The organism is Gordonia crocea, from assembly GCF_009932435.1.
GTDB lineage: Bacteria > Actinomycetota > Actinomycetes > Mycobacteriales > Mycobacteriaceae > Gordonia > Gordonia crocea.
Window position 1 is genome coordinate 211,765 of sequence record NZ_BJOU01000019.1, and the last position, 14,179, is coordinate 225,943.

The window sequence follows — 14,179 nt, forward strand, 5'->3', positions numbered from 1 at the left end:
GCTGGACAACCTCCGTAATCGTAACCTACGCTTGCGTAAGTTACGAACCCGTAGGTTAGGACGGACATGGCAATCTCCGACATCCCCGAGTATGCCCATCTCACCGATGCAGACGTCGAGGCGTTGGCCGCGGAACTGGACCAGATCCGCGCCGACATCGAGGCCGACCGCGGCGAGCGCGACGCCCGGTACATCCGCAACACCATCCGCCTGCAGCGCGGACTCGACCTCGCTGGGCGCGCGATGATCGCCGGCGGGAGCCGCCGGGGCCTGTGGTGGGCCGGGGCATCGACGCTGGGCGTCGCCAAGATCATCGAGAACATGGAACTGGGCCACAACGTCATGCACGGCCAGTGGGATTGGATGAACGATCCCGAGGTCCACTCCACCACCTGGGAGTGGGACAACACCGGCCCGTCGGCGCACTGGAAGCACACCCACAACTACATCCACCACAAGTACACCAACGTCTTGGGGATGGACGACGACGTGGGGTACGGCCTGCTCCGGGTGACCCGCGACCAGCGGTGGCGCCCGTTCTACCTGGGCAACCTGGTCTACAACACGATCCTCGCGCTGTTCTTCGAGTACGGCGTGGCCGCCCAGCACCTGGAGCTCGGCCGCAAGCGCCGCACGCCCGAGGACAAGGCGCAGTTCTCCGCCGACCTGCGCGACGTCGGCGCCAAGATCGGCCGACAGGTCGGCAAGGACTACATCCTGTACCCGGCCGTCGTCGGTGCGGTCACCCGCTCGCCGCGGGCCGCGCGGCGCACGGCCGGCGCCAACCTCGTCGCCAACATCATCCGCAACCTGTGGACCAACGCGGTCATCTTCTGCGGCCACTTCCCCGACGGTGCCGAGAAGTTCACCAAGAAGGACATGGACACCGAGTCGCAGGGGCAGTGGTACCTGCGCCAGATGCTCGGCAGCGCCAACTTCCACTCCGGTCCGGTCCTGGGCTTCATGTCCGGGAACCTGTCCTACCAGATCGAGCACCACCTGTTCCCGGACCTGCCGAGCAACCGGTTGCCCGAGATCGCGCAGCGGGTCCAGGCGCTGGCCGAGAAGTACGACCTGCCCTACACCACGGGGTCGTTGCCGGTGCAGTACCTGAAGTCGTGGCGGACCATCGCCAAGCTGTCGCTGCCCGACCGGTTCCTGATCGCCACCGCCGACGACGCGCCCGAAACCGCGTCGGAGCGCCGCTTCAAGTCCGAGGACCCGTCGAAGCCGCTGGTCTCGACGGTGGATCCGGTGACCGGGCGCCGTCGCGGTCTCCGCTCGGCGATCGCCGGGATGCGGCAGCGCCGCCGCTCGCGTCGGGTCGTCACCGCGCTGCGGACCGGCCCGGGGACCGACCCCGGACGGTCGTCGCGGGCCGCGTGAGGACCATCGGCCCGCGGGTGGGCATGTCGTCCCGACGACGCGCATAATAGACCGCGATGGCAATCACCGATATCCGCGAGTACGCGCACCTGAGCGACGCCGACGTCGAGGCGCTCGGCGCCGAGCTTGACTCGTTGCGCCGCGAGGTCGAGTCTGACCTCGGCGCGCGCGACGTCGCCTACCTGCGGCGCACGATCCGTGCCCAGCGGGCGCTGGAGATCGTCGGGCGCGTGGCGCTGCTGGGCAGCCACAAGCGCGGCCTGTGGTGGCTGGGGACCGGGTCGTTGGCGTTGGCCAAGATCATCGAGAACATGGAACTCGGCCACAACGTCATGCACGGCCAGTGGGATTGGATGAACGATCCCGAGATCCACTCCACGACGTGGGAGTGGGACATGGTGTGTGCCGCTCCCCATTGGAAGCACTCGCACAACTTCATCCACCACAAGTACACCAACGTCGTCGGGATGGACCACGACGTCGGGTACAAGACCCTGCGGGTGACCCGTGACCAGCCCTGGGAGCCGCGCTGGCTGGCCCAACCCTTCGCCAACCTGCTGCTCGCGGCGACCTTCGAGTGGGGGATCGCCCTCCACGACCTGGAATTGGGCGCGGTCGCCCGGGGCGAGAAGTCCAAAGCCGAGGCGGCCCCGCAGATCCGGGAGTTCGTGCGCAAGGCGGGGCGCCAGATCGCCAAGGACTACGTGCTCTTCCCGGCGCTGACCGGGCCGAACTTCAAGCACACCCTCACCGCCAACTTGACCGCCAACGTGGTGCGCAACCTGTGGGCGTACGTCGTCATCTTCTGCGGACACTTCCCCGACGGGGCGGAGAAGTTCACCGTCGACTCGCTGGAGGAGGAGACGGCCGGCGCGTGGTACCTGCGCCAGATGCTGGGGACGGCCAACTTCGAGACCGGTCCGGTCATGGCCTTCCTGTCCGGCAATCTGTCCTACCAGATCGAGCACCACCTCTATCCCGACCTGCCGAGCAACCGGTTGGCCGAGATCTCGGTCCGGGTGCGGGAACTGTGTGAGAAATACGACCTGCCCTATACGACCGGCTCGCTGTTCACCCAGTACATGCAGACGTTGCGGACCATCAACAAGCTCGCGCTGCCCGATCAACTGCTGCGCGACACCGTCGACGACGCGCCCGAAACCGCGTCCGAGCGCCGGTTCGACGGCCGGCCCGCCGAACGGGGGCTCAAGACCGCGCTGCGGGACCTGGCCCGCTCGCGCCGCCGCCGGATCCGGCGCTCCTGGCGATAGCCGCGGTCAGCTCTCCGCGTCGGCGTCACTGGAATGCGGGTCGCCGGAATGCAGTGCGACGAGGATGTTGCGCACGGCTTGGGCCCGTCGTGACGCCGCGCCCTCGAGGAGGTCCAGCGCGCACTCCGGATCGGCCGGCGGGCCCAGGTGGGTGCAGCCGCGCGGGCAGTCCTCGATGGCCTCGCGAAGATCGGCGAAGGCGTTGACCACGTCGTCGGGGGAGACGTGGGCCAACCCGAAGGAGCGGATCCCCGGGGTGTCGACCACCCAGGTGCCGGGGATGCCCGGGACCGGCAGCGCCACCGACTGGGTCGAGGTGTGGCGTCCCTTGCCGACGCCGGACACCTCGCCGGTGGCCCGATCTGCTTGGGGGACAAGACGATTCACCATCGTCGACTTGCCGACACCGGAGTGTCCGATGAGCGCGGTCAGCTTTCCGGCGAGGAGTTCGCCCAACCCGTCGAGGTCGTCGTCGCGCCCGGCGGACACAATCGGCAGGTCCAACCCGTCGAAGGCCGCGCGGAACGCCGACCCGTCGGCGAGGTCGGACTTGGTGAGCGCCAAGACCGGGCTTAGCCCGCCGACGTAGGCCGCGGCCAAGGCCCGCTCCACGAAGCCGGTCCGCGGCGGCGGGTCGGCCAGCGCGGTCACGATGAGCAGTTGGTCGGCGTTGGCGACGACGATGCGCTCATACGGGTCGGTGTCGTCGGCGGTGCGGCGCAACACCGACGAGCGGTCGTCGACGCGGACGATCCGGGCGAGGGTGTCCTTGTCGCCGGACACATCGCCGACCACGCCGACCCGGTCGCCGACGACGATGGGGGTGCGGCCCAATTCCCGGGCCCGCATGGCCACGACGACCCGCTCCGGGTCGGCCTCGATCGCGCAGCCCCAGCGCCCCCGGTCGACCGAGACGACCATGGCGCCCGACGCGTCGGCGTGGGCCGGTCGGGTCTTGGTGCGCGGGCGCGAACTCTTCCCCGGGCGAATCCGGACGTCGGATTCGTCGTAGCCCCCGGTGGTCCGCCCCCGGCTCACTCGGCGGTGACCCCCGCGCCGAGCATGGCCGACCACATCCCGGGGAAATCGGGCATCGTCTTGGCCGTGGTGGCGATGTCGACGACCTCGACGCCGGGCACGCACAGGCCGATCACCGCGCCCGCGGTCGCCATCCGGTGGTCGGCGTAGGACTCCCACACCCCGCCGTGCAGCGGGCGCGGGCGGATCAGCAATCCGTCGTCGAGTTCCACCGCGTCGCCGCCGAGCCGGTTGATCTCGGTGACCAGTGCCGCCAGGCGGTCGGTCTCGTGCCCGCGCAGATGGCCGATGCCCCTCAGTCGGGATTCGCCGGTCGCCAGGGCGCACAGCGCCGCGATCGTCGGGGTCAGCTCGCCCACGGCGCGCAGGTCGGCGTCGATGCCGCGCAGTTCGCCGGTCCCGACGACGGTCAGCACGCCGTCGGCGCCCAGGGTGGCGTGCGCGCCGAAGTCGCCGAGGATGTCGACGAACTGCGCACCGGGTTGGGTGGTGACCGCCGGCCAGCGCGGGACGCGCACCGTGCCCGTCGTCGCGGCGGCGGCGGCCAGGAACGGGGAGGCGTTGGACAGGTCGGGCTCGATCACCCAGTCGTGCGCGGCGATCGGCCCCGGCGCGACCCGCCACTCGTCGGGGACATCGGTGGCGACGTCGACGCCGTGCACCGCCAGCATCGACAGCGTCATCTCGACATGCGGCATCGACGGCACCGGATCGCCCCGGTGGATGACCCGCACCCCGCAGTCGAAGCGCGCGCCCGACAGCAGCAACCCGGAGACGAACTGCGACGACGCCGACGCGTCGATCACGACGTCCCCGCCGGCCACGGCGCCACGGCCGGCGACGGTGAACGGCAGTGCGGCGCCGGTGATCTCGGCGCCGAGGTCGCGCAGCGCGTCGAGGATGGTGCCCAGCGGTCGGGAGCGGGCCTGCTCGTCGCCGTCGAAGGCCACGGTGCCGGTCGCCAGCGCGGCGACCGGGGGGAGGAAGCGCATGACGGTGCCCGCGAGCCCGCAGTCGACAGTCGCGGCGTGCAGCGGCCGCGGCGTCACGGTGACCCGGGTCGGGTCGTCGTCGGCGATGTCGATGCCGGTGCCCATCGCGGCCAGGCCGTGGAGCATCAGGTCGGTGTCGCGGCTGCGCAGCGTCCCGTCGACCGTCGACGGGCCGTCGGCCAGCGCGGCGAGGACCAGGGCGCGGTTGGTGATGGACTTCGAGCCGGGGAGTGCGACGGTCGCCGACACCGGGGCGGGCGCGGTGGGGGCGGACCAGGTCGTCATGGCGTCCAGTCTCTCATGGGCGCCGGCGGGGGATAATCGACGGATGGCGTCGCACAGTGCGGGACTGCTGCTCTACCGGGCGGCGGCCGATCCCGGCGGGTTCGAGGTGTTGCTGGTCCATCCCGGTGGGCCGTTCTGGGCCCGCAAGGACGCCGGCGCCTGGTCGATCCCGAAGGGGGAGTACGAGGCGGCCGAGGACCCGCTCGCGGCCGCTCGGCGCGAGTTCGGCGAGGAGACCGGTTCGCCTGCGCCGGAGGGCACGGAGATCGACCTCGGTGAGGCGGTGCAGCGCGGCGGCAAGGTGGTGCGCGCGTTCGCGCTGCGCGGCGACCTCGACGCCGCGGCCGTCGTGTCGAACACCTTCGAGATGGTGTGGCCGCCGAAGTCGGGGCAGGTGCGCGAGTTCCCGGAGGTCGATCGCGCCGAGTGGTTCACCGCCGCCGATGCGGCCGACAAGCTCAACCCCGCCCAAGCGGTGTTCCTGGACCGGCTGGCCGAGACGTTGGGATGAACCCCCAGGCCACGGCGGTGTCCGATTTGTGCGATTTGGCACGACCGGCGTCAATGTGGCATTTTTGCGCTCAGCAGAACCCTCGCGATTGTGAGGGTTTCATTGTTGGGTCTCAACGTGGAGGCCTGGTGGAGGTTGTCGATTAATGGAAGCGAAGCTGACCGAGCTCTTTGATGAGGTCGTGGGCCGCAATCCCGGGGAACGTGAATTCCACCAGGCCGTGCGCGAGGTGTTCGACAGCCTCGGACCGGTGCTGACCAAGCACCCGGAATACGCCGACGCCGCGGTCATCAAGCGACTGTGCGAGCCCGAGCGACAGATCATCTTCCGCGTGCCGTGGGTCGACGACGCCGGCAAGGTCCAGATCAACCGCGGCTTCCGCGTCGAGTTCAACTCCGCGCTCGGCCCCTTCAAGGGCGGCATGCGGTTCCACCCCAGCGTCTACCTGGGCATCATCAAGTTCCTCGGCTTCGAGCAGATCTTCAAGAACTCGCTGACCGGCCTGCCGATCGGTGGCGGCAAGGGCGGCTCCGACTTCGACCCCAAGGGTCGTTCCGACGGCGAGATCATGCGCTTCTGCCAGTCGCTGATGACCGAGCTGTACCGCCACATCGGCGAGTACACCGACGTCCCCGCCGGTGACATCGGCGTCGGTGGCCGCGAGATCGGCTACCTGTTCGGCCAGTACAAGCGGATCACCAACCGCTACGAGTCGGGCGTGCTCACCGGCAAGGGCCTGGCCTGGGGCGGCTCCCAGGTCCGCACGGAGGCGACCGGGTACGGTGCCGTCTTCTTCACCGACGAGATGCTCAAGACCCGCGGACAGTCGTTCGAGGGCAAGAAGGTCTCGGTGTCCGGGTCGGGCAACGTCGCCATCTACGCGATCGAGAAGATCCACGAGCTCGGCGGCACGGTCATCGCCTGCTCGGACTCGTCGGGCTACATTGTCGACGAGAAGGGCATCGACCTCGAGGTCCTCAAGCAGGTCAAGGAGGTCGACCGCGGCCGGGTGGGCGACTACGCCACCAAGCGCGGCAACGGCTGCTCGGTCGTCGAGAAGGGCAACATCTGGGATGTCGCCGTCGACGTCGCGCTGCCGTGTGCCACCCAGAACGAACTGCACGCCGACGATGCGGCCAAGCTGATCAGCGGTGGTGTGCTGGCTGTGGCCGAGGGCGCGAACATGCCGTGTACCCCCGATGCCACCAAGGCGTTCACCGAGGCCGGCGTGCTGTTCGCCCCGGGCAAGGCGGCCAACGCCGGCGGTGTCGCGACCAGTGCCCTGGAGATGCAGCAGAACGCCTCTCGGGACTCGTGGAGCTTCGACTACACCCAGGAACGACTCGCCGAGATCATGCGCGGCATCCACGACAGCTGCGTCGAGACCGCCGAGGTCTACGGCATGCCGGACAACTACATCGCCGGTGCCAACATCGCCGGCTTCATCAAGGTCGCCGACGCGATGCTGGCGCTGGGCGTCATCTAGCCCCGATCGCGACTGCCTGCCGGAGTAGCGTGGACGCCATGAGCGTCACCATCGGCAGGGTTTACGACGACGTTCCGCCCGGGGTCACCCGGGTGCTGGTCGACCGGTTGTGGCCGCGCGGCATCCGTAAGGGCGACCCGCGGATCGGGCAGTGGTGCAAGGCGGTGGCGCCGAGTACGCAACTGCGCCAGTGGTACGGCCACGACCCGGCCAAGTTCGACGAGTTCGCCCGCCGCTACCGCGCCGAGTTGGGTGGCGGGGAGCAGGCCCAAGCCCTCGCCGAGATCCGCGAGCTGGCCGCCGCGGGCGACGTCGAATTGGTGACGGCGACGAAGGATCCCGACCACAGCGAGGTGCCGATCATCGTCGGCGAACTCTGACCCGGAGATCGGGGCGATACGTCGTTGTTCAGTCCTCGCTGGAGCGGCGGTCGCCGAGATAGGCGAGCAGCGCCGGATCCGAGGACACGAGACGGTCGATCTCCTCGCCGCCGTCGCACCGGTACATCCCCACCACCACCGCGGGGCCGCGGCGGGACAGCACCCGCCACACCGCGCCGGAATCGGCCCACCGGCGCAGGACGGCCGTCGGATCGGTGCCACTGCCCATACCCCGATCCTAGGCCCGATGTCGGACGCCGATGGTCTAATTCGAACACCAGTTCACCGATGGTCGGTGGCGGTCCGAATCCGGAGGCGGCAATGGTGGGACGAGGCGACAACGGCGAGTACGGGACGGTAGACGAGGTGTGGGAGGGCTTCGCGGGCTGGCTTGCCGCTCGGCTGATGGAGTTGCCGGTGGCGTCGGTGATCGACGCCGGCCGTGCCGACGCCACACCTGCGACCGACGGGTACGACGTGGAGTGCGCCCAGATGCAGCGCTTGCACGGGGACCGGTTCCTGTTGCGGCTGTCGACGACGCTGATGATCATCCCCCTCCTCGACGCCTACGACGGGGAGATGGTCGAGCCGGACCGGTGGCACCACGACGGGTTGTTCGAGGACTGCACCCACGGCTACCTGGTCAGCCAGTCGGCCGTGTTGGTCGCCGATCTCGTCGTCGCATGGTTCCGGGAGCGGTGTGGTTTCGCCAGTCCCGACCGGATTGGATTCGCCTATATGAAGGCGAAATCGTTGCCCCGCACCGGGGGCGGTGCGCGATTGCGCCTACCGCGCGCGGCCCTGGATCGATAGCGGTGCGCCCCCCCATCCCGGCGGCATAGGGTGGGGGCAGGTCGGGGATGCAGAATGAAGCGATACACAACGATGGAGGGCACATGGAACTGAGCGTGGGCGGGATTATCGGGCTGATCATCTTCGGCGCGGTCATCGGAATCCTGGCAAGGGTGGTGATGCCCGGCAAGCAGTCGGTGTCGGTGCTCGTGACGGTCATCCTCGGCATCCTCGGTGCCGTGGTCGGCTACTGGGTGGCGGCGAAACTGGGTGTCGCCGACACCGCGGGGATCGACTGGTGGCGCTGGATCATCAGCATCGCCGCGGCGGTGGTGTTGACCGTCGGGTACGAGGCGATCACCTCGCGATCGTCGAGCTGACATGCGCGTCGTCATCGTCGGCGGCCACGGGAAGGTCGCCCTGCGGGCAGCCCGATTGTTGACCCATCGGGGAGACGAGGTCACCGCCTTGATCCGGCGGGCCGATCAGGCCGACGAGGTCGCGGAGACCGGCGCCGAGCCGGTGCTCTTCGACGTCGAGGCGACGACCGAGTCGGCTTTTGCCGAGGTCATCGGCGGTCATGACGCGATTGTGTGGTCCGCGGGTGCGGGCGGGGGCAACCCCGCCCGCACCTACGCGGTCGACCGTGACGCGGCGATCCGTTCGATGCGCGCGGCCGCGACGGCCGGCGTGCGCCGGTATGTGATGGTCTCCTATTACGGGGCCAGCACCCATCACGGTGTGCCCGAAGACAACTCGTTCTTCACCTACGCGGAGGCGAAGGCCGCGGCCGATGAATTCCTCCGCGGAACAGACCTGGACTGGACGATCCTGGGACCCAGCACGCTCACCGACGGTCCCGGTGGGGGAGTCGAGGTCGCCGAGGCCGGTTCGGCCACCGGGCAGGTCAAGGGCGCCGTCAGCCGGGACACGGTTGCGGCGGTCGTCGTCGCGGCCCTGCACGATCCCGCCACCATCCACCGCCAATTGGAGTTCAACGACGGTCCGAACGCCGTGGGAACCTGGTGACCGGGTTCACCACGGATGCATTTGGGCGAATCGTCGGAGCGAACCAGGTTCTGACCGACCCCGATCTGATGCGGGGCTACCTCGCGGACTGGACGGGGCGGCGCACCGGTGCCGCCGATGCGGTCGTGCGGCCCCGAACCACCGCGGAGGTGTCCGCCGTGGTTGCCGAATGCGCGCGCACCGGCGTCGCGGTCGTCGTCCAAGGGGGCAACACCGGTCTGGTCGGCGGATCTGTTCCGGAGGTTGCGGGTGGGCCCGTCGTCGTCTTGTCGACGGCGCGGATGACCGATGTCGAGGCCGTCGATCCGGTGGAGATGTGCGTCGGAGTCCAGGCCGGTGCCACGGTCGCCTCGATCGCGGCGGCGGCGGCAGCCGCGGGTACCCGGTTCGCGATCGATCTGGCCTCGCGCGACTCGGCCACCGCGGGCGGGATCGTGGCGACCAGCGCGGGTGGCATCCACGTGGTCCGACACGGCGGCACGCGGGCACAGGTGCTGGGGATCGAGGCGGTTCGCGCCGACGGCCGGGTCCTTCGCCGGTGGAGCCCGTTGCGCAAGGACAACGTCGGCTATGACCTGCCCGGGCTGCTGGCCGGGAGCGAGGGCACGCTGGCGGTGATCACCGGGGTGTTGTTCGCGGTGGTCGATCAGCCGGGGCACACGGCGGCGGCGGTCGTCGGCATCGACACTGCCGACGAGGTGTTCACCCTGATCCGGCAGATTCGGCGGGCCGGGCTCGTGATCGAGGCCGTGGAATTGATGACGCGGGCCGGTGTCGCGCTGGTCGTCGAGGCAGGGGCGCGGCCGGCGTTGGCCGGGTCGAGTGGGTATCAGGTGTTGCTGGAGGTATCCGGTGCGGACCCGGTGCAGCGCCTGGCCGCCGTGCTGGCCGACAGCGGCGTCGCCGACGCGGTCGTCGACGAGGGGCCCGCGCGGCCGCTGTGGGAACTGCGCGAACGCCACACCGAGACGATTGCCGCGGCCAGCACGACGGTGCCGGTCAAGCTCGACGTCACCATCCGCCGACGTGATCTGGACGCCTTCCTCGCCGATCTGGACGAGTTGATCGCGTCGTTGCCCTACCCCTGCCGGTTGGTCGTCTTTGGCCACGCCGCCGACGGAAACCTCCACGTGAACCTGCTCGACGTCCCCGTCGAACAGCAGGCCGAGGTGGCCCACCGGGTTTTGGAGCGGGTTGTGGCGCGCGAGGGCAGTGTGAGCGCCGAGCACGGCATCGGCCGAGACAAACGGGAGTGGCTCTCGGTCGTCCGTGACGAGGTCGACGTGGCGACCATGCGTGCGGTGAAGCAGGCCTGGGACCCCGACGGCCGGCTCAATCCCGGCGTCCTCTTTCCCGACGCCCCCGACTAACCGTCGACTGGGCCCTCTTTCCCGTCGAGTGGGCCCTCGATCCCGTCGAGTGGGCCCTCGATCTCGTCGAGTGGGCCCTCGATCTCGTCGACTGGGCCCCCGATCTCGTCGACTGGGCCCTCGATCCCGTCGACTGGGCCCCGCTACGCCCAGGCGACGACGACCCCGACGACGAGGACCACGACGGTTCCCACCTCGCCGACGATCAGCGCGATCATGAAACCGCGGACCAGACCACCGGGCCTCGGATGGAATTGGTTGTCGGTGTCGCGCAACGCACCGTGCAACACATAGCTGGCGATCGCAGCGACGAAGAAGAACACCGCGACGGCGACACATACGGCATTGACCCACGCCGGCCACGCAGAAAGCGCGGTGAGCGCTGCCAGAACGAGCGTCGCGAACGAATACATGAGGGCCGCGCGGTGGGCGATGTCGACGTAGACATGCGCCTGTCCGTTCGGCGACGTCAGGATTTGCCGGTACTTCCACACCCCCAACAGCATCGCCCACGCGAGGATGAGGCCCGCGGCGACGACCGTGGCGATGGTGACGGCGTCGAGCTGGTCGATCAGTGCACCGCGCTCGCCGGCGACGTGGCAGATTGCGCGGGAATCGATAGGCATGGGCTGGGACCGTTCTGCTGGGCTGAACCCGACCACGGCGACTGTGTCATCGAACGATGTAAGGTTGGGGTACGCCGAGGAATCGAGGAATCGTGGCTGAGGACAACGTTATCGCGCGCGGGGGCGCCGAGAGTGCGAGGGCACCGGAGTTCGACGCGGTGATCGTCGGTGCCGGATTCGGTGGGATGGGCGCGGCGATCGAGTTGAAGCGTCAGGGTGTCACCAACATCGCCATCGTCGAGCGCGAAGACGATCTCGGCGGTACCTGGCACGTCAACCACTACCCAGGGCTGGCGGTGGACATCGCCTCGGTCACCTACAGCTATTCGTTTGAACCCAACCCGTACTGGTCGCGGCTCTTCGCGCCCGGCGCAGAGCTCAAGCGGTATGCCGAGCACGTGGCTGACAAATACGACCTGCGCCGCCATATGACTTTCGGTGAGCAGGTTGCGCGCGCCGAATGGGACGAGACGAATTCCATGTGGCGCGTTTTCAGCGAGGATGGCACCGAGCGAACCGCACGCTTTCTGCTCACGGCGACGGGATTCCTGTCCCAACCGCGTACCCCCGACATCCCGGGGATCAAGACGTTTGCCGGCAAGGTCATCCACACGACGGCGTGGGAGGACGGCCACGACTTCACCGGTGAACGCGTGGCCGTCATCGGAACCGGCGCGACGGCGGTGCAGTTGATCCCCGAGATCGCCAAACGGGCAGCAGCGCTGACGGTCTATCAGCGCACCGCGATCTGGGTCGTGCCCAAAGTCGACTTCGCCATTCCGCGGGCGGTGCAGAAGTTGTTTGCCCGTGTGCCGGCCACGCAGAAGGCGGCACGTCTGGTGAACACGGCGATGCTTGAGCTCCTCATGGTGACCGGCGTGCTCCACTACAAGCAGTTCAAATTGGGAAACAAGGGCGCCGAGCGCCTCGCCAAGGCACATCTGCGAAACCAGATTGCCGACGAGGAGCTGCGTGCGAAGCTCACCCCCAACTACGACTTCGGGTGCAAGCGGCCGACTTTCTCCAACGAGTACTTTGCGACCTTCACCAAGCCGAATGTGCACTTGGAGACGTCGTCGATCGTCAAGGTCGATCCCGACGGTCTCCTGACTGCCGACGGGGAGAAGACGGAGATCGACACCTTGGTGCTGGCCACCGGATTCGACCTGTGGGACACCAACTTTCCCGCTTTCGAGATCCGCGGCCGGGACGGCAAAGACCTCGGCAAGTGGTGGCGTGCCGAACGTTTCCAGGCTTACGAAGGGATCACGGTGCCGAAGTTTCCGAACTTCCTCACGCTCAACAGTCCCTACTCGTACAGCGGACTGTCGTACTTCACGACGATCGAAGGGCAGATGCGCCACATCGCCCGCTTGCTCGGCGAGTTCAAACGTCGAGGTGCCGTCACGTTCGAAGTGACCGACGACGCGAATACGCGCTTCCTCGACGACGTGACGCGCCGCCTGGAGTCGTCGGTGTTCTATCGCGGCGACTGCTCGACGTCGCGCAGCTATTACTTCAACCACGCGGGCGAGGCGACCCTGCTCCGACCGCGCTCGACCCCGGGGACGCTGCGCGAGATGGCAACCTTCCCGCTCTCGGACTACGAGTTCACCCGCTGACGGGGCCCAGTCGACGAGATTGAGGGCCCAGTCGACGGGAATGAGGGCCCAGTCGACGGGGATGAGGGCCCAGTCGGCGGGATCGAGGGCCCAGTCGACTGGGATGAGGGCCCAGTCGGCGGGGGTCAGGCCCGGTCGCAGACCCACCCGTCGGGCATCGAGCCGGCTTCGAGGAAGTCGCGCAGCTCGCTCGACGACTCCTCGTCGAGCGCGGTGTCGGCCTGAGGGTAGAGGATCATCTCCTCTTTGGGGTTGTGCGCCTCGATCTGCGCGACGAGATCGCGGCGCAACGAGCCGATCCGCGGGTCGGCGGGGTCCTCGCGCAGGATCGGCTCGAGCTCGTCCATCAGGTGCCACATCTGGCCGTGCTCGAGCAGCATCACCATGACGGGGCCGAGCATTCCCGCTTCGCGCAGCGGCGGGAACAGCAGTTCCTCTTCCAGGTAGATGTGGCGTCGCAGGGCGGCAATGGCATCCAGCATGGTGCCCTCGCCGTCGATCCCCGCATCGATGTCGACATGCTCTTGTTGTAGAGCCTGAGCAAGAGTGGTCACCGCGAACCTCCCAGCAATTTAACGGAATCCACTCAATTATATTGCGCGGCGCGGCCGCAGCGGACGGTCGGAGACGTTGGTCCCGGCCGCGTGCCCACCCGCGGGGCTACGACGGGGACTCGGTCGGCCGCCCGGCCACGAGGTCGCCCAGTTCCAGCCCGAGCCGACCCCATCGGGCGTCGAGACCGTCGGCGCGGTCCCGGGCCCGTCGCCGCTGCTCCGGCGAGTAGCGCTTGTGCGCCCACCGCGAATCCGGTCGGGCCAGGCGGAACGCCCCGATCCAGGCGATCGGCGGCAGGAAGGCGCCGAAGACGGCCGTGGAGTACTTGCCCTTCGCGACGCAAACGAGCAACGCCAGCAGGTGGACCGGGAGCCCGGCGAGGAAGCCGAGGTGGCCGAGATCGGCCGAGGAGGTATCCGCGAGTGGGTCGATGCCGACGGCCAACAGGCCCAGCACCGCACTGGTGAGCATCACGACCTGCACCGACAGTTGCCCTTCGCGCGACCAATACACGTCTTGCAGGTGGAGGAGCAAGGCAAACTCGTCGAGTACCAGCGACGACCCGACGCCGATCATCACGGCGCTGATCGCGGCCATCGGTGCCGCCCCGTGTGCGGCGACGGAGGCGATCGCACCGGTGATGGTGAGGATGATGCCGGGGATGGAGTGGTGGATGTGCACTCCGCCGCGCACGTTGTTGCGGAAGGGGCCGCGGCCGGCGCGGATCAACCGGGTGATCGCCCGGGTGAGGACGAAGGTGGCCAGGAAGGCCACGAAGAGCAGGGTCAGCGGCAGCCGACCCGGTGCGGTCAGGTCGTCGAGGGTGCCCATGTCCG

16 protein-coding genes are annotated in these 14,179 nt (G+C 68.7%); 10 read left to right on the forward strand and 6 right to left on the reverse strand.

Features of this window, described 5'->3' with window-relative positions; genetic code table 11:
* Positions 1-66: 66 nt before the first annotated feature.
* Positions 67-1,386, forward strand: a complete 1,320-nt coding sequence (locus tag nbrcactino_RS17735) for a fatty acid desaturase family protein (protein ID WP_161928773.1) — start codon at positions 67-69, stop codon at positions 1,384-1,386.
* A 56-nt stretch (positions 1,387-1,442) separates the two neighbouring features.
* On the forward strand, positions 1,443-2,657 hold the full coding sequence (locus nbrcactino_RS17740) for a fatty acid desaturase family protein (protein ID WP_161928774.1): 1,215 nt from the start codon (positions 1,443-1,445) through the stop codon (positions 2,655-2,657).
* 6 nt (positions 2,658-2,663) lie between these two features.
* Here the strand turns inward: nbrcactino_RS17740 and rsgA are convergent, their stop codons facing one another.
* Complete coding sequence (rsgA, locus tag nbrcactino_RS17745; protein WP_161928775.1) at positions 2,664-3,695, reverse strand: ribosome small subunit-dependent GTPase A; 1,032 nt, start codon at positions 3,693-3,695, stop codon at positions 2,664-2,666.
* Positions 3,692-4,972, reverse strand: coding sequence for a 3-phosphoshikimate 1-carboxyvinyltransferase (gene aroA, locus nbrcactino_RS17750; protein ID WP_161928776.1), 1,281 nt, complete (start codon positions 4,970-4,972; stop codon positions 3,692-3,694). Before aroA ends, rsgA begins: the two co-directional genes overlap by 4 nt.
* Positions 4,973-5,015: 43 nt before the next feature.
* Between aroA and nbrcactino_RS17755 the strand changes: the two genes are divergently transcribed.
* The 3 genes from nbrcactino_RS17755 to nbrcactino_RS17765 all read left to right on the forward strand — a co-directional run bounded on the left by nbrcactino_RS17755 (position 5,016) and on the right by nbrcactino_RS17765 (position 7,349).
* Positions 5,016-5,483 (forward strand): NUDIX hydrolase, encoded by a 468-nt coding sequence (locus nbrcactino_RS17755; RefSeq protein WP_161928777.1) that lies wholly within the window; start codon positions 5,016-5,018, stop codon positions 5,481-5,483.
* Positions 5,484-5,628: 145 nt separating this feature from the next.
* Entirely contained in the window at positions 5,629-6,969 is a 1,341-nt protein-coding gene (gene gdhA / locus nbrcactino_RS17760) for an NADP-specific glutamate dehydrogenase (RefSeq protein WP_161928778.1), read from the forward strand.
* Between the two features lie 38 nt (positions 6,970-7,007).
* Positions 7,008-7,349: a DUF488 domain-containing protein gene (locus tag nbrcactino_RS17765; protein WP_161928779.1), complete on the forward strand. Its 342-nt coding sequence runs from the start codon at positions 7,008-7,010 to the stop codon at positions 7,347-7,349.
* A 28-nt stretch (positions 7,350-7,377) separates the two neighbouring features.
* On the opposite strand, the gene nbrcactino_RS17770 is transcribed toward nbrcactino_RS17765, so the two are convergent.
* On the reverse strand, positions 7,378-7,578 hold the full coding sequence (locus tag nbrcactino_RS17770) for a hypothetical protein (RefSeq protein WP_161928780.1): 201 nt from the start codon (positions 7,576-7,578) through the stop codon (positions 7,378-7,380).
* Positions 7,579-7,670: 92 nt separating this feature from the next.
* Here nbrcactino_RS17770 and nbrcactino_RS17775 point away from each other — a divergent pair, with 92 nt between their 5' ends.
* From nbrcactino_RS17775 to nbrcactino_RS17790, 4 genes are all read left to right on the forward strand, one after another.
* On the forward strand, positions 7,671-8,162 hold the full coding sequence (locus nbrcactino_RS17775; protein WP_161928781.1) for a hypothetical protein: 492 nt from the start codon (positions 7,671-7,673) through the stop codon (positions 8,160-8,162).
* 95 nt (positions 8,163-8,257) lie between these two features.
* Entirely contained in the window at positions 8,258-8,521 is a 264-nt protein-coding gene (locus nbrcactino_RS17780) for a GlsB/YeaQ/YmgE family stress response membrane protein (protein WP_161928814.1), read from the forward strand.
* A gap of 1 nt (position 8,522) precedes the next feature.
* Positions 8,523-9,170: an SDR family oxidoreductase gene (locus tag nbrcactino_RS17785; RefSeq protein ID WP_161928782.1), complete on the forward strand. Its 648-nt coding sequence runs from the start codon at positions 8,523-8,525 to the stop codon at positions 9,168-9,170.
* Positions 9,167-10,540 (forward strand): FAD-binding oxidoreductase, encoded by a 1,374-nt coding sequence (locus tag nbrcactino_RS17790; protein WP_228461003.1) that lies wholly within the window; start codon positions 9,167-9,169, stop codon positions 10,538-10,540. The genes nbrcactino_RS17785 and nbrcactino_RS17790 overlap by 4 nt, the downstream gene beginning before the upstream one ends.
* Before the next feature lie 143 nt (positions 10,541-10,683).
* On the opposite strand, the gene nbrcactino_RS17795 is transcribed toward nbrcactino_RS17790, so the two are convergent.
* Positions 10,684-11,166: a hypothetical protein gene (locus nbrcactino_RS17795; protein ID WP_371864614.1), complete on the reverse strand. Its 483-nt coding sequence runs from the start codon at positions 11,164-11,166 to the stop codon at positions 10,684-10,686.
* Between the two features lie 110 nt (positions 11,167-11,276).
* On the opposite strand from nbrcactino_RS17795, the gene nbrcactino_RS17800 reads away from it, so the two are divergent.
* Positions 11,277-12,788, forward strand: coding sequence for a flavin-containing monooxygenase (locus nbrcactino_RS17800; RefSeq protein WP_161928817.1), 1,512 nt, complete (start codon positions 11,277-11,279; stop codon positions 12,786-12,788).
* A gap of 125 nt (positions 12,789-12,913) precedes the next feature.
* Here the strand turns inward: nbrcactino_RS17800 and nbrcactino_RS17805 are convergent, their stop codons facing one another.
* Positions 12,914-13,342 carry a hemerythrin domain-containing protein gene (locus tag nbrcactino_RS17805; RefSeq protein WP_228461005.1) on the reverse strand — a complete coding sequence of 143 codons (429 nt, stop codon included), beginning with the start codon at positions 13,340-13,342 and terminating at the stop codon, positions 12,914-12,916.
* A 106-nt stretch (positions 13,343-13,448) separates the two neighbouring features.
* Complete coding sequence (locus nbrcactino_RS17810) at positions 13,449-14,174, reverse strand: hypothetical protein (RefSeq protein ID WP_161928783.1); 726 nt, start codon at positions 14,172-14,174, stop codon at positions 13,449-13,451.
* Positions 14,175-14,179: the final 5 nt, after the last annotated feature.

What these genes read in the sequence shown, in the direction of transcription:
- nbrcactino_RS17765 (WP_161928779.1), top strand. Translation starts at nt 7,008, where the DNA reads ATGAGCGTCACCATCGGCAGGGTTTACGACGACGTTCCGCCCGGGGTC.
- nbrcactino_RS17740 (WP_161928774.1), top strand. Translation starts at nt 1,443, where the DNA reads ATGGCAATCACCGATATCCGCGAGTACGCGCACCTGAGCGACGCCGAC.
- nbrcactino_RS17775 (WP_161928781.1), top strand. Translation starts at nt 7,671, where the DNA reads ATGGTGGGACGAGGCGACAACGGCGAGTACGGGACGGTAGACGAGGTG.
- nbrcactino_RS17810 (WP_161928783.1), bottom strand. Translation starts at nt 14,174, where the DNA reads ATGGGCACCCTCGACGACCTGACCGCACCGGGTCGGCTGCCGCTGACC.
- nbrcactino_RS17755 (WP_161928777.1), top strand. Translation starts at nt 5,016, where the DNA reads ATGGCGTCGCACAGTGCGGGACTGCTGCTCTACCGGGCGGCGGCCGAT.
- nbrcactino_RS17735 (WP_161928773.1), top strand. Translation starts at nt 67, where the DNA reads ATGGCAATCTCCGACATCCCCGAGTATGCCCATCTCACCGATGCAGAC.
- aroA (WP_161928776.1), bottom strand. Translation starts at nt 4,972, where the DNA reads ATGACGACCTGGTCCGCCCCCACCGCGCCCGCCCCGGTGTCGGCGACC.
- gdhA (WP_161928778.1), top strand. Translation starts at nt 5,629, where the DNA reads ATGGAAGCGAAGCTGACCGAGCTCTTTGATGAGGTCGTGGGCCGCAAT.
- nbrcactino_RS17795 (WP_371864614.1), bottom strand. Translation starts at nt 11,166, where the DNA reads ATGCCTATCGATTCCCGCGCAATCTGCCACGTCGCCGGCGAGCGCGGT.
- nbrcactino_RS17770 (WP_161928780.1), bottom strand. Translation starts at nt 7,578, where the DNA reads ATGGGCAGTGGCACCGATCCGACGGCCGTCCTGCGCCGGTGGGCCGAT.
- nbrcactino_RS17785 (WP_161928782.1), top strand. Translation starts at nt 8,523, where the DNA reads ATGCGCGTCGTCATCGTCGGCGGCCACGGGAAGGTCGCCCTGCGGGCA.